This is a genomic window from Candidimonas humi, assembly GCF_019166065.1.
In the GTDB taxonomy this organism is placed as follows: Bacteria; Pseudomonadota; Gammaproteobacteria; order Burkholderiales; family Burkholderiaceae_B; genus Candidimonas; species Candidimonas humi.
The window spans coordinates 658,518-672,914 of sequence record NZ_JAHTBN010000001.1 but is presented as its reverse complement, the minus strand read 5'-3'; the positions used below and the strand labels follow the sequence as shown (position 1 = coordinate 672,914).

At 65.8% G+C, this 14,397-nt stretch carries 8 protein-coding genes; 5 read left to right on the top strand and 3 right to left on the bottom strand.

The window, feature by feature from the left end; genetic code table 11:
- Positions 1-60 precede the first annotated feature (60 nt).
- On the top strand, positions 61-4,014 hold the full coding sequence (locus KVP10_RS02925; protein WP_217962937.1) for a YhdP family protein: 3,954 nt from the start codon (positions 61-63) through the stop codon (positions 4,012-4,014).
- A 133-nt stretch (positions 4,015-4,147) separates the two neighbouring features.
- Here the strand turns inward: KVP10_RS02925 and gdhA are convergent, their stop codons facing one another.
- The 3 genes from gdhA to trxA form a co-directional block, all read right to left on the bottom strand.
- On the bottom strand, positions 4,148-5,491 hold the full coding sequence (gene gdhA, locus KVP10_RS02920) for an NADP-specific glutamate dehydrogenase (RefSeq protein ID WP_217962936.1): 1,344 nt from the start codon (positions 5,489-5,491) through the stop codon (positions 4,148-4,150).
- Positions 5,492-5,626: 135 nt separating this feature from the next.
- Positions 5,627-6,883, bottom strand: a complete 1,257-nt coding sequence (rho, locus tag KVP10_RS02915; RefSeq protein ID WP_217962935.1) for a transcription termination factor Rho — start codon at positions 6,881-6,883, stop codon at positions 5,627-5,629.
- Between the two features lie 82 nt (positions 6,884-6,965).
- Positions 6,966-7,292, bottom strand: a complete 327-nt coding sequence (gene trxA / locus KVP10_RS02910; RefSeq protein WP_217962934.1) for a thioredoxin TrxA — start codon at positions 7,290-7,292, stop codon at positions 6,966-6,968.
- 262 nt (positions 7,293-7,554) lie between these two features.
- On the opposite strand from trxA, the gene KVP10_RS02905 reads away from it, so the two are divergent.
- The 4 genes from KVP10_RS02905 to KVP10_RS02890 all read left to right on the top strand — a co-directional run bounded on the left by KVP10_RS02905 (position 7,555) and on the right by KVP10_RS02890 (position 14,391).
- Complete coding sequence (locus tag KVP10_RS02905) at positions 7,555-9,516, top strand: DNA topoisomerase IV subunit B (RefSeq protein ID WP_217962933.1); 1,962 nt, start codon at positions 7,555-7,557, stop codon at positions 9,514-9,516.
- A gap of 100 nt (positions 9,517-9,616) precedes the next feature.
- Positions 9,617-11,938 (top strand): DNA topoisomerase IV subunit A, encoded by a 2,322-nt coding sequence (gene parC, locus KVP10_RS02900; RefSeq protein ID WP_217962932.1) that lies wholly within the window; start codon positions 9,617-9,619, stop codon positions 11,936-11,938.
- Positions 11,939-12,022: 84 nt separating this feature from the next.
- The gene (locus tag KVP10_RS02895) at positions 12,023-13,057 is read left to right on the top strand and encodes a CDP-6-deoxy-delta-3,4-glucoseen reductase (protein ID WP_217962931.1); all 1,035 of its coding nucleotides are present in this window, start codon (positions 12,023-12,025) and stop codon (positions 13,055-13,057) included.
- A gap of 80 nt (positions 13,058-13,137) precedes the next feature.
- Positions 13,138-14,391: a D-amino acid dehydrogenase gene (locus KVP10_RS02890; protein ID WP_217962930.1), complete on the top strand. Its 1,254-nt coding sequence runs from the start codon at positions 13,138-13,140 to the stop codon at positions 14,389-14,391.
- Positions 14,392-14,397 lie beyond the last annotated feature (6 nt).

Here is a 14,397-nt window from a genome sequence, read left to right as displayed (position 1 = left end):
TCGATTTGTACAGGGCTTCCCAAGATACTGCAAATCCTCCTCCTCTGGCTAATTCATTCCGTGCGTCACATTTCGGGTTTCGTCCGCATTCTGGTTCGTGTGGCGCTGGCTGTCTATTTGCTGCTTGCCGTGGCTGCGCTGGGGCTGCGGTACGTGGTCCTGCCCCACATCGACACGTGGCGCCCCTATATTGAAAGGCAATTGTCGACCGCGCTGGATGCGCGCGTCACGCTGCGGCACGTGGCTGCCGAATGGAAGGGCCTGAACCCCTCGCTGCAACTGGAGGGCGTGGACTTCACCGACGGCGCCCGCAACAGCTCGCTGCACGTACCGCGGATCCGCGCCGTGCTGGGCTGGCGCAGCCTGCTGCAAGGATCCTTGCGCTTCGTCCTGCTGGAAGTCTCCGGCATGGACCTCGCGGTGCAGCGCGATGCCTCGGGGCGCCTGCAGATTCCCGGCTATTCTTTCGGGTCCGATGCGGGCGGCCCGGTGGCCGGCGGCGATGGCGCGGGCCTGCGCTGGCTTGCCGTCCAGCAGCAGATCGTGCTGCGCGACGCAACCTTGCGCTGGGACGACCAGACGCGCCACGCTCCCGAACTGGTGCTGCAGCATGTCACCTTGAAAATCCACAACCAGGCGCAGCGCCACCAGTTCTCGCTGGTAGCCACGCCGCCCGAGGCGCTGGGCGGCACGCTGGACGTGCGCGGCGATTTTTCCACCGATGGCGCGGACGCGGCGCCGGCCTGGAACGGCCAGGTGTATGCGGGCATGGGACGGGTGCGTCCGCTGGGCTGGAAGCCCTGGTTCGACCTGCCCGAAAATCTGGAATCGGGAGAAGTGTCCCTGAAGTCCTGGCTCGATGTGCGCGACAGCAAGCCCGCGCACCTGGTGGCGGACATAGCCGTGCAGCATGGCCGTTGGAGCATGGGGCCGCAAGCCAGCGTGCAAAGCGATGCCAGCCGCCTGTTCCTGACCGGGGCCTGGAACGCCTTCGAGCGCATCTTTCCGCAGCAAGGCGAGACGGAAGTTGCGCCCGCCGCGGGCCAGACGGCTGCGGCGGCACCGGCGGCGCCAGCGACACCGGCGACACCGGCGACACAGGCGACACCAGATGCACCTGCGTCATCCGCAACGCTTGCGGCTCAAATCGGGCAAGCGTCACCAGCGGCACCAGCACTAGCAACGCCGGCGAGCTCCTCGGCCAGCCCTGCCACTGTAGCCGGCTCAGTCGCCGCCACCCTCGCGCCCGCCGGCCCCGAAATCGAATTCCACTTCGACACGACCGGCCTGCGCGTGGAGGCGGGCGAGGTCTTCGTGCATCCGCTGTCCTTCGACCAGGTCGCCGTCGACGGCAGCCTGATGCGCGGCGCCGATTCGGCCCTGGCCGTCGCCGTGTCCGGATCTCGGGTGGTCAACCAGGATATGGATGCCCGCCTGCACGGCAGTTGGCGCGAGGGCGGCAGCGGCCCGGCTGGCATCGCCGACATCCGCGGGGTTTTCGCGCGCGCGTCCATAGACGCCATCGACGACTACCTGCCCAGCACGGTCAATCTCGAGGCGCGCCAATGGATGGCCCATGGCCTGGTGGGCGGGCAGATCCTGAATGCCGCGGTGCGCGTGCAGGGCGACATGGAATATTTTCCCTTCGGCGACCATCCCGGCAGCGGCGACTTCAGCATCGAGGGCCGCTACCGCGACGGCATCATCGACTACCTGCCGCCGCAAGGCAAGAAGCCGGGCTGGCCGCGTCTGGAAGACATGCGCGGCACGGTGACCCTGCACCGGGTCGACCTGCGGCTCAATGCCGACAGTGCGACCATGCGCCCGGTCGCCGGTCAGCAGATAGCTCTCAGCGGGCTCAAGGCCCGCATCGCCAACCTCGAGCACAACTCGGTGCTGCAGATAGACGGGAACAGCCGCGCCCCGGCCCCGGCCTATCTGTCGCTGCTGGGCAGCACGCCGCTGGGCGGGCTGCTGGGCGGCGATTTCGACCAGGCGCGCGCGCAGGGCAATTGGCAGGTTCCCATCCGTTTCGACATTCCTTTGCGCCACAGCGAAGACACGACGGTGCAGGGGCAGATCCTGTTCGACGGCGGTTCCGTGTCGCTGATGCCCGAGATGCCGGATTTCCGGCGCGTCACGGGCGCACTCGATTTTTCCGATCGGGGCATGCAGGCCGACGGCCTGGAGGCCGAGTTCCTGGGCGGGTCCGTGAACCTGACCGGCGGCCTGGGCGGCGGCCAGCCGGGGCTGAAGCTGCGCGGCCATGCCACGGCCTCGGCCCTGACGCAGTACGTGGGCCTGGTGGGCATGAAGCGCTTGCACGGCAAATTCGCCTATGAGGCGCTGATCCAGTCCTCGCGCGGCAAGCCCATGAAAATCACGGCCGACTCGACGCTGCAGGGTCTGGCCCTGGACTTGCCCGCGCCGCTCGCCAAGTCCGCCGCGGCCAGCCTGCCCTTGCGCGTGAGCTGGGAAGCCGTGCCCGGCGGCAAGGAAATGCGGCTGGCGGCCAGCCTGGGCGCCGATGTGTCGCTGCAGCTATTGCATGTGCCGGGGCGCAAGATCCCGGCCTACTTCCGCGCGGGGGCGGTCGGCATCGGGCTCAAGCCCGAGGTTCCGGCCCAGGGCCTGGCCGTGGCGGCGGACTATCCGCAGATCGACGCCAGGGCCTGGGATACGGTCGTGGACGAATTCTCGACGCTGCTGCCGCATACCCCGGCGCGCAAGGGGCCGCCGGTGCTGCCCGAATTGCAGCAACTGGACCTGCGCGCCGGCTTGTTGCGCCTGCGCGGCCTGGATCTTACGCAGGCCACTTTCAGCGCGCGCCGTCCGGCGCCCATGCAGTGGCGTGCCGAGATCCAGTCCTCGGGCACGGCCGGCACGATATTCTGGCGCGAGGCGCAAGGCAGGATAGACGGCCAGGTCGATGCCAAGTTCTCCCGCCTGACGCTGGGCGGCGGCAAGGACGATGACGCGGGCAGCCAGGAGCAGGACGCGGCCAAGCTGGACGATCGCCTGGATATTCCGGGCGTGAACCTGCAGGCGGAACATTTCAGCCTCTACGGGCACGAGATGGGGCGCCTGTCGCTGACCGGCGTCAACGAATCGCGCGGCAGGCTCTGGCGCCTGGAAAAGCTCAGCCTGGACGGGGCGTCGACCAAACTGCGGGGCTCGGGGAGTTGGCGGCTCGAAGGGCCGGACCGCGGCCTGACCGTGGACGCGCAGATCGACACCACCGACATCGGTGCCTACATGGACCAGATGGGGTTCAAGAACACCATGAGCGGCGGCCACGGCACCATAAAGGGGCGCTTGCAATGGCTCAACCTGCCCTGGGAATATCGCAAGTCCGACCTGAACGGCAAGCTCGAATTCAGCCTGCAAAAAGGGCGCTTCAGCAATATCAATTCCAAGTCGGCGCGCCTGCTGGAGCTGCTTTCGCTGCAATCCGTACGGCGCCTGGCGACCCTGAACTTCAGCTTCGGCAGCCTGCTCAAAGACGGTTTCCCCTTCGACAATCTGCGCGGCACGGTCGCCATAGCCAAGGGCGTCATGTCCACCGACAATTATCGCGTGACCGGGCCCGCGGGCACCATCGTGATCGGCGGCACTACAGACTTGAACACCGAGAAGCTGGATTTGCAGGCGGTAGTGGTGCCGAACCTGGACGTGAGCGGCGCGGCCATTGCGGCCGGCATCGCGGTCAATCCCATCATCGGCATCGGCGCCTTCCTGACGCAGTGGCTGCTGCGCGCGCCGCTTTCCAAGGCCATGACGGTGCAATATCGCGTGACGGGCGACTGGAACGATCCGCGGATCGACGAGATTTCCCAGTCCGGCGCCGCGCAGTCGGGCAAGGGCGCCGAAAGCGCGGGCAAGGGGCCGGCGGACCAGAAAACGCCGGCGGGCCAGGGAACTTCAGATAGCAGTGTCCCGGGCACGAGCGCTGCGGGAGAGGGGGCGCAAGCCCTGCCGCAGGCGGGCGCGCGACCCGCGCAATCCGCCCATTAGGCCATTAGAGGATCAGAGCCTGTTCACACTCAAAGAAATGCTGCACTGGCGAGTATAAGAACAACGCCAGGCCAGGCGCGGACTAAGCCCTGGGCCGGCCGGCTCGCCGGGAGCCGGCCATGGGCCTACTTTCTTAGTACAGCCCTTGTTGCAGCATGGCGTCGGCTACTTTGACGAAGCCAGCGACGTTGGCCCCGTCCACGTAGTTCACGTAGCCGTCGTCCTGGCGGCCGTGGCGCACGCAGTTCTCGTGGATGTCGCACATGATGGTGTGCAGGGTGCGGTCCACTTCTTCGCGGCTCCAGCGCAGGCGCTGTGCGTTCTGGGTCATTTCCAGGCCCGATACCGCGACCCCGCCGGCGTTGCTCGCCTTGCCCGGGGCATACAGGACGCGCGCGGCGACGAAGGCGTCGGCGGCGTCCTGGCTGGTGGGCATATTGGCGCCTTCGGCCACGCAGCGCACGCCGTTGGCGATCAAGGTGCGGGCATCCTGCAGGTCCAGCTCGTTCTGGGTGGCGCAGGGCAGGGCGATGTCCACAGGGACGTGCCAGGGACGTTTGCCGGCTTCATATTGCAGGCCGAATTGCTGGGCGTAGTCCTGCACGCGGCCGTGCTTTTCGTTTTTCAGGCTGATCAGCGCGGCCAGTTTTTCGCGATCGAAGCCGGCCGGGTCCACCGCCGCGCCTTGCGAATCGGAAACCGTGACGACCTTGGCGCCCAGTTCCAGGCATTTCTCGATGGCATATTGCGCGACATTGCCCGAACCCGATACGGCGACTTTCATGCCTTCGAGCGACAGGTTGCTGCGTTGCAGCATTTCTTGCACGAAGTACACCGTGCCGTAGCCCGTGGCTTCGGGGCGCAGCAGGCTGCCGCCATAGGCCAGGCCCTTGCCGGTGAATACCGCGGCCGAGGAGTTCGACAGCTTTTTCATCATGCCGGCCATGAAGCCCACTTCGCGCGCGCCCACGCCCATGTCGCCGGCCGGCACATCGGTGTCGGGGCCCAGGTGGCGGTGCAGTTCGATCATCAGGGCCTGGCAGAAACGCATCACTTCGGCGTCGGACTTGTCCTTGGGATCGAAGTCGGAGCCGCCCTTGCCGCCGCCCATGGGCAGCGTGGTCAACGCATTCTTGAAGGTCTGTTCGAAGGCCAGGAACTTGAGTATCGACAGGTTCACCGTGGGGTGGAAACGCATGCCGCCCTTGTAGGGGCCGATGGCCGAGTTGTGCTGCACGCGAAAGCCCCGGTTGATCTGTACCCGGCCCTGGTCGTCGACCCAGGTGATGCGGAACTGCACCACGCGTTCGGGTTCGACGATGCGATAGAGCAGGCCCTGGCGCGCATATTGCGGATTGCGCTCGAGGAAGGGCCACAGGCTTTGCGTGACTTCGCCAACGGCCTGCATGTATTCGGGCTGGTTGGGGTCGCGTTCTAACAGGTATTCGAGGAATTGGCCACGCATGGGCAGGGTCATCGGGTAGGTCTCCTGGATGGGAGGGCCCGGCCGCCGGCGGGCCCGGTTGAATAAAGGCCGGCGTGCGCTTGGCACCGGCGTTCCGGGCTCGGCCGGAAAATGAATCGGCTGGAGCGGCGTGCGCCGCCCCGCGATTTATTTTTTCATCATGTCGAAGAATTCGGCATTGGTCTTGGTGGCGCGGATCTTGTCGAGTATGAATTCCATGGCTTCGACTTCGTCCATGTCGTGGATGAACTTGCGCAGCACCCAGATCTTTTGCAGCAGTTCGGGCTTGATGAGCAGTTCTTCGCGCCGCGTGCCCGACTTGTTCAGGTTGATGGCGGGATATACGCGTTTTTCCGCGAGGCGCCGTTCGAGGTGCAGCTCGGAATTGCCGGTGCCCTTGAATTCTTCGTAGATGACTTCGTCCATGCGGCTGCCGGTCTCGATGAGCGCGGTGCCGATGATGGTCAGCGAGCCGCCTTCTTCGAGGTTGCGCGCCGCGCCGAAGAAGCGCTTGGGGCGCTGCAGGGCGTTGGCGTCCACGCCACCCGTGAGCACCTTGCCCGAGGCCGGCACCACGGTGTTGTAGGCGCGCGCCAGGCGGGTGATGGAGTCCAGCAGGATCACTACGTCTTTCTTCAGTTCGACCAGGCGCTTGGCCTTTTCGATGACCATCTCGGCCACTTGCACGTGGCGCGTGGCCGGTTCGTCGAAGGTTGAGGCTACCACTTCGCCGCGCACGGTGCGCTGCATTTCGGTCACTTCTTCGGGGCGCTCGTCCACCAGCAGCACGATCAACACCGCATCGGGGTAGTTGGTCGTGATGGCATGGGCGATGTGCTGGGTGATGACGGTCTTGCCCGACTTGGGGCTGGCCACGATGAGGGCGCGCTGGCCCTTGCCTATGGGCGCGAAGATGTCGAGGATGCGGCCGGTTACGTTCTCTTCGCTCTTGATGTCGCGTTCCAGCACCATGGGCTGGTTGGGGTGCAGCGGCGTCAGGTTCTCGAACATGATGCGATGCTTGATCGCCTCGGGCTGCATGCCGTTGACCTTGTCGACCTTGACCAGCGCGAAATAGCGTTCGCCGTCCTTGGGAGTGCGCACCTCGCCTTCGATCGAGTCGCCCGTATGCAGGTTGAAGCGGCGGATCTGCGAGGGCGAGATGTAGATGTCGTCGGTGCTGGCCAGGTAGGAAGTCTCGGGCGAACGCAGGAAACCGAAGCCGTCGGGCAGTACCTCGAGCACGCCATCGCCGAAGATCTGCTCGCCCTGTTTGGCGCGGCGCTTCATGATGGCGAACATCAGTTCCTGTTTGCGCAGGCGGCTCGCGTTGTCGATTTCCAGGGCCGCAGCCATTTCCAGCAGTTGCGAAACGTGCTGCGCTTTGAGTTCGTTGAGGTGCATGAGAGGAGAAGAGGGGGGAGGTTGAAAGCGGGTAATGGTGGCGAGCCCAGAATGGGCTCGCGCGAAAAAAGGGGCAAGTGTACTACAGGGATTCGTCTAGGAAGGCGTTGAGCTGGGACTTGGACAGGGCGCCGACCTTGGTCGCGGCGGCCTTGCCGTCCTTGAACAGCATCAGCGTGGGAATGCCGCGGATGCCGAACTTGGCAGCCGTCTCGGGGTTGGCGTCGACGTCCAGCTTGGCGATGGTGACGCGGCCCTGGTATTCCTGCGCGGCGGTCTCGAGCAGCGGCGCGATCATCTTGCAAGGGCCGCACCATGCGGCCCAATAATCGACGAGTACGGGAAGGTCGGACTTGAGGACGTCCGCATCGAAGCTGGCGTCGCTCACGTGTTTGATGGATTCGCTCATGATGGGAAGAATGAGAATAGAGGCCCGGGATATGGGAAAACTATACGGGAAGTGGCCGGCGCAACACAATGAATTACGCCGCGGCTGTCTGTGTAATTGTTGCCGAATGTCCACAAGCATACCATTGTCGGCCCCCGTGCGCATACCCGTGCCGGCCTCCTTGATATTGAATGTTTCAATCGGCCCGATAGACGGAGCCGAAGCGCTCCGCGGCGCTTCGTCCTTAAAATAGGGGTTTTGTCCTGCCGTACGACGGAGATAAATGGCTACATCACGCTACGACGAAGCATCGATCCGCGTCCTGAAGGGGCTGGAGCCGGTGCGCCAGCGCCCGGGCATGTATACCCGCACCGAAAGCCCCATGCACATCCTGCAGGAGGTGATCGACAACGCGGCCGACGAGGCCCTGGCCGGTTTCGGCACGCAGATCCGCGTCACCCTGCATACCGACGGCAGCGTCTCGGTCGAAGACGACGGCCGCGGCATCCCCGTGGGATTGCACCCCGAAGAACACGCCCCGGTGGTGGAACTGGTGTTCACCCGGCTGCATGCCGGGGGCAAGTTCGACAAGAAGGACGGCGGCGCCTATGCGTTTTCGGGCGGCCTGCACGGCGTGGGCGTATCGGTGACCAACGCGCTGTCCAAGCGGCTGGAAGTCACCGTGTGGCGCGACGGCGCGGCGCACCGCATCGTGTTCGCCGGCGGCGAAGTCACCGAGCCCCTGGCCGAGCAGGAACCCGTGGGCCGCCGCAAGACCGGCACCCGGGTGCGGGTCTGGCCCGATCCGCGCTATTTCGACAGCGCCGCCATTCCCATGGGCGAGCTGGTGCACGTGCTGCGCAGCAAGGCCGTGCTGCTGAGCGGCATCAAGGTGACGCTGGTCAGCGAAAAAAACGGCGAGACCCGCGAATGGCACTACGAACGCGGCCTGCGCGGCTACCTGGACGAGGCGCTGCAAGGCGCCGAGACCATCGTGCCGCCCTTCGAAGGGCAGCAATACGCGCCGGCCGACCATGAAAGCTTTGCCGAGGGCGAGGGCGCGCAGTGGGTCGTGGCCTGGACTGCGGAAGGCACGGTGGTGCGCGAATCCTACGTGAACCTGATTCCCACCACGGCCGGCGGCACCCACGAGGCCGGGCTGCGCGAAGGGCTGTACGGGGCAGTCAAGTCGTTTGCCGAATTGCACGGCCTGATTCCCAAGGGCGTGAAACTGCTGCCCGAAGACGTGTTCGCGCGCGCCAGCTTCGTGCTCTCGGCCAAGGTGCTCGACCCGCAGTTCCAGGGCCAGATCAAGGAACGCCTGAACAGCCGCGACGTGGTGCGCCTGGTGGGCGGCTTCGTGCGCAACGCGCTCGACCTGTGGCTGCACGCCAACGTCGAGTACGGCAAGAAGCTCGCCGACAGCGCCATACGCCAGGCCCAGGCGCGCGCCCGCTCGGCCCAGAAGGTCGAGAAGCGCAAGAGTTCGGGCGTGGCGGTGCTGCCGGGCAAGCTTACCGATTGCGAATCCAGCGATGTCGCCCGTACCGAGGTATTCCTGGTCGAAGGCGATTCGGCCGGCGGCTCGGCCAAGATGGGGCGCGACAAGGAATTCCAGGCCGTGCTGCCCCTGCGCGGCAAGGTGCTCAATTCCTGGGAGGTCGACCGCGACCGCCTGTTCGCCAATAACGAGATCCACGACATCGCGGTGGCCATCGGCGTGGACCCGCACGGCATGGGCGACCAGGCCGATCTGTCGGGGCTGCGCTACGGCAAGGTCTGCATCCTGTCTGACGCCGATGTCGACGGCTCGCACATCCAGGTGCTGCTGCTGACCTTGTTCTTGCGCCATTTCCCCAGGCTGGTCGAGGCCGGCAACGTCTACGTGGCGCGTCCGCCCCTGTTTCGCGTGGACGTGCCGGCGGCCGGCAAGCGGCCGGCGCGCAAGCTCTATTGCCTGGATCAGGGCGAGCTCGACGCCACCGAGGACAAGCTGCGCAAGGAGGGGGTGCGCGAAGGCAGTTGGAGCATCAGCCGCTTCAAGGGACTGGGCGAAATGAGCCCCGAGCAGCTCTGGGAAACCACCATGAACCCCGACACGCGCCGCCTGCTGCCCGTGGGCTATGGCGAACTCGGCGTGCAGGCCACGCTGGACATGTTCGACATGCTGATGGGCAAGGGCGAATCGGCGCAGCGGCGTTCCTGGCTGGAAGAAAAGGGCAACCTGGCCGATGTCGACGTATAGATCTATAGATAGAGATAAGCCCGGCCGGCGCGCCGCGCCGGCGGCAAGGCGACAGACGACAGACCAGTAAACAACAGCAGACGGCAATAGAAACAGATATATGGACAGTACACAATCGGGCCTGTTCGACCAGGACCAGAACGGGGAACACATCCTGCTCGCCAACTACGCCGAGCAGGCCTATCTCGATTATGCGATCTCGGTGGTGCGCGGGCGCGCGCTGCCCGAGATCGCTGACGGCCAGAAGCCGGTGCAGCGCCGCATCCTGTACGCCATGCAGGACATGGGGCTGGGGCCGGGCGCCAAGCCGGTCAAGTCGGCCCGCGTGGTCGGCGACGTGCTGGGCAAGTACCATCCGCACGGCGACCAGGCGGCCTACGACGCCATGGTGCGCATGGCGCAGGACTTTACCCTGCGCTATCCGCTGGTGGACGGCCACGGCAATTTCGGCTCGCGCGACGGCGACAACGCCGCCGCCATGCGCTATACCGAGGCGCGCCTGACGCAGTTCGCCCGTGTGCTGCTCGACGAGCTCGACGAGGGCACTGTCGATTTCGCCCCCAACTACGACGGCAGCCAGAACGAGCCGGTGCTGTTGCCGGCCCGGCTGCCGGTGATGCTGCTCAATGGCGCCTCGGGCATCGCCGTGGGCATGGCCACCGAGATTCCTTCGCATAATCTGCGCGAGGTCGCGCAGGCCTGCGTGTCCTTGCTGAAGAATCCCAAGCTGGGCGACGAGGACCTCTATGCGCTGGTGCCTGGCCCCGATTTCGCAGGCGGCGGCCAGATCATTTCGGCGCCCGAAGATATCGCGCAGATATACGGCAGCGGGCGCGGCACTATCAAGGCGCGGGCGCGCTGGCAGTTCGAGGAACTGGCGCGCGGCCAGTGGCAACTGGTGGTCAACGAGCTGCCGCCCGGCACCTCGGCGCAGAAGATCCTCGAAGAGATCGAAGACCTCAGCAATCCCAAGGTCAGGGCGGGCAAGAAGAGCCTGAGCGTCGAGCAGCAGCAGACCAAGGCGCTGGTGCTGGCGCTGCTGGACACGGTGCGCGACGAATCGGGCAAGCAGGCCGCGGTGCGGCTGGTGTTCGAGCCCAAGACCAGCAAGGTCGACCGCGACGAGTTCGTCAACATGCTGCTGACCCAGACCAGCATGGAATCCAGCGTCTCCATTAACCTGGTGTGCATAGGCAACGACGGCCGGCCCGGCCAGCGCGGCTTGCGGCAGGTGCTAGAGCAATGGCTGGAATTCCGTACCGCCACGGTCACGCGCCGCACCCGCTACCGCCTGGACAAGGTGATAGACCGCATCCATGTGCTGCAGGGGCGCATGGTGGTGTACCTGAACGTCGACGAGGTCATCCGGACCATACGCGAGTCCGACGAGCCGCGCGCGGCGCTGATGCAGCGCTTCGACCTGAGCGAGCGCCAGGCCGATGACATCCTGGAAATGCGCCTGCGCCAACTGGCCAGGCTCGAGGGCATACGCATCGAGAAAGAGCTGGCCGAAAAAGAAGAAGAGCGCGGCCGCCTGCAGGAACTGCTGGACAGCCCCGCCTCGCTCAAGCGCCTGATGATCAAGGAAATCGAGGCCGACGCCAAGCAGTATGGCGACGAGCGCCGCACCCTGATCGAGACGGCCGAGCGCGCGGTGATGGAAACCCGCGTGGTCGACGAGCCGGTCACGGTGATCGTGTCGCAGAAAGGCTGGCTGCGTTCGCGCCAGGGCCACGGTCACGACGCTGCCCAGTTCTCGTTCAAGACCGGCGACGCGCTGTACGGCTCCCTGGAATGCCGCAGCACCGACAACCTGATCGCCCTGTCTTCCAGCGGACGCGTGTACACGGTGCCCGTGGCCAGCCTGCCTTCGGCGCGCGGCGACGGCCAGCCGGTCACGGCCATGGTCGACATGGAGCCCGGCGCGCGCATCGTGCACATGATCGCGGGTGCCGACGCCGGCCGCTATATATTGGGCACCAGCGCCGGCTACGGCTTCGCCACGACGCTGGGCGACATGGTATCGCGCCAGCGCGCGGGCAAGCAGTTCGTGACGCTTTCCAAGGGCGATGTGCTGCTGCGGCCCGTGGCCATCGGGCCTGACGACCAGTACCTGGCGCTGTACAGCAAGAAGGGCAAGCTGTTGTTGATAGAGCTGGCCGAAGTCAAGCAGCTTTCGGGCGGCGGGCGCGGCACCATACTCATGGGCCTGGACGCTGCCGATGCGCTTGCGCAATGGCTGGCGGTGGGGCCGCGTGGCCTGGGGGCGCGAGGCGTGTACCGCGCCAAAGAGACATTGGTGGTGCTGGGCCCGGACGAGTTCGCCGACTACATCGGCAAGCGCGCGCGCAAGGGACGGCTGCTGGCCGTCAAGGTCAAGCAGCCCGAGCTCGTGCAGCCCGACGCCCCGGCCGCCTCGTAGCCGGCGGGGCGAGCCCTGGGGCGCAGGGCATACAATGCGCCTGATTCACGCCTTTTCCGTAACTACCAGTTTTACGCAAACCTCATGAGCTTCAAGGTCACCGTTCAACCCAGCCAGCATGAATTCACCGTCGAGCCCGGCCAGACCGTGCTCGATGCCGCCCTGGCCGCGGGCATCGTTCTGCCCTACAGTTGCCACAGCGGCGCGTGTTCCACCTGCAAGGGCAGGGTGGTGCAGGGCAGCTACGAGGCCGGGCCGCATCCCGCCCAGATCCTGCCGCCCGAAGATCTCGCGGCCGGCTACACGCTGTTCTGCCAGGCCCGGCCGACCACGGACCTGGTCATCGAGGCGCGCGAGATCCGCATGGCGAGCGACATCCAGATCCGCAAGATGCCGTCGCGTGTCATGGAAATGGACAAGGCCGCCGACGACGTCATGATCGTGCAATTGCAATTGCCCACGGCCGATCCGTTTCGCTATTACGCCGGCCAGTACCTGGAATTCATACTCAAGGACGGCCGCCGGCGCAGCTATTCCATGGCCTCGCCGCCCTCGGACGACAACCGGGTCGAGCTGCATATCCGCCACATGCCGGGCGGCGTCTTCACCGACCATGTGTTCGGCGCCGGGGCCACGCAGATGAAGCTGCGCGAGATCCAGCGCGTGGAAGGGCCGTTCGGCTCCTTTTTCCTGCGCGAGGACAGCGACAAGCCCATCGTGTTCCTGGCCAGCGGCACGGGCTTCGCGCCCATCAAGGCCATCATCGAGCGCATGGCGCAGCAGGGCGTGCAGCGCCCGGCGGTGCTGTACTGGGGCGGGCGCCGGCCCAAGGACCTGTACATGCATGCCCGGGCCGAGGAATGGGCGCGCACGCTGCCGGGCTTCAGCTACGTACCGGTGGTGTCCGACGCGCTGCCCGAGGACGGCTGGGCCGGCCGCAGCGGTTTCGTGCACCAGGCGGTGTTGCAGGACATCCCCGATCTGTCCGGCCATCAGGTCTATGCCTGCGGTGCGCCCATCATGGTCGACAGCGCCCGCAAGGACTTCACGCAGCTCAATGGCCTGCCCGCCGAAGAGTTCTACGCCGACGCATTCACATCGGAAGCCGATCTGGTTTAATCTTGCCGCAAATGGCACGCCGGCCACGCGGCTAGACTTCTGCGCTGCGGGCGCGTCGGCGGCGAGCGCGGGAGGCATGCATGAAAGTAGCGGTATTGGGCAGCGGCATTATCGGCACGGCCACGGCATGGTGGCTGCGCCAGGCCGGCCACGAGGTGGTCGTGGTCGACCGCCAGGCCGGTCCGGCGCAGGAAACCAGCCGCGCCAACGGCTGCCAGATCGCGGTGTCCTTCGCCGAGCCCTGGGCCAATCCGCACGCGCCGCTCAAGGTGCTGAAATGGATGTTCCAGAAAGACGCGCCGCTGGTGTTCCGGCCGCAACTGGACTGGCGCCAATGGCGCTGGGGCCTGGCCTTCCTGCGCGAATGCCTGCCGGCGCGCCTGGAACCCAATATACGGGCCATGGTGCGCTTGTCCGAATACAGCCGCCGCACCCTGCAGGCCATGCGCGCCGATCTCGACATCGACTACAAGCACCTGGAATGCGGCATCCTGAACTTCTATCGCGACCCGCGCCTGATCGAGGCCTCGCAGCAGGCTGCCGACCTGATGCGCGACTTCGGCGTGGACCGCCGCATCGTCGATCGCGACGAGATACTGCGCATCGAGCCCGCCCTGGCCGGCTCGCACGAGCAGATCGCCGGCGGCGACTACACGGCCGAGGACGAGACGGGCGATGTCTATCTGTTCACCACGGAACTGGCGCGCCGCGCCAAGCTGGAAGGCGTGGAATTCCTGTTCTCGACCCAGGTCACCCGGCTGCTGGCCGAGAACGGCCGCGTCCGGGCGGCGGAACTGATCGACCCCCAGGGCCAGTATCGCGTCCTCAAAGCCGACGCCTACGTGGCGGCGCTGGGCAGCTACACCCCGCGACTGCTGGCCCCGCTGGGGGTGGCCTGCGGCGTGTACCCGGCCAAGGGCTATTCGGCCACCTTCGACATCGTGGACCACGAGGCGGCGCCCAGGGTCAGCCTGACCGACAGCGAGAACAAAATGGTGTATTCCCGCATCGGTAACCAAATACGCATGGCCGGCACCGCCGAGCTCTCCGGCTACGGGCGCGAGCTGAATACAATCCGTTGCGATAATATGGTTACACTGGCTCGCCGTCTGTTTCCAAGCGCCCTCGATTTTGATAATGTTCGGTTCTGGTCGGGCCTGCGTCCGACTACTCCCTCCAACGTCCCGCTGATAGGCAGAACACGCATTTCCAACCTTTACCTGAACACCGGGCACGGCACGCTCGGATGGACCATGGGTGTGGGGTCGGGGCGTGCCCTGGCCGACCTGATATCCGGCAAACGCCCCGAGCCCGAGTTTCCTTTCCTGGGTTAAACGACT

Bases quoted from the DNA above. Each gene is read 5' to 3' on its own strand.
- parC (WP_217962932.1), top strand. From the start codon at position 9,617: ATGGACAGTACACAATCGGGCCTGTTCGACCAGGACCAGAACGGGGAA.
- rho (WP_217962935.1), bottom strand. From the start codon at position 6,883: ATGCACCTCAACGAACTCAAAGCGCAGCACGTTTCGCAACTGCTGGAA.
- KVP10_RS02890 (WP_217962930.1), top strand. From the start codon at position 13,138: ATGAAAGTAGCGGTATTGGGCAGCGGCATTATCGGCACGGCCACGGCA.
- KVP10_RS02905 (WP_217962933.1), top strand. From the start codon at position 7,555: ATGGCTACATCACGCTACGACGAAGCATCGATCCGCGTCCTGAAGGGG.
- KVP10_RS02895 (WP_217962931.1), top strand. From the start codon at position 12,023: ATGAGCTTCAAGGTCACCGTTCAACCCAGCCAGCATGAATTCACCGTC.
- gdhA (WP_217962936.1), bottom strand. From the start codon at position 5,491: ATGACCCTGCCCATGCGTGGCCAATTCCTCGAATACCTGTTAGAACGC.
- trxA (WP_217962934.1), bottom strand. From the start codon at position 7,292: ATGAGCGAATCCATCAAACACGTGAGCGACGCCAGCTTCGATGCGGAC.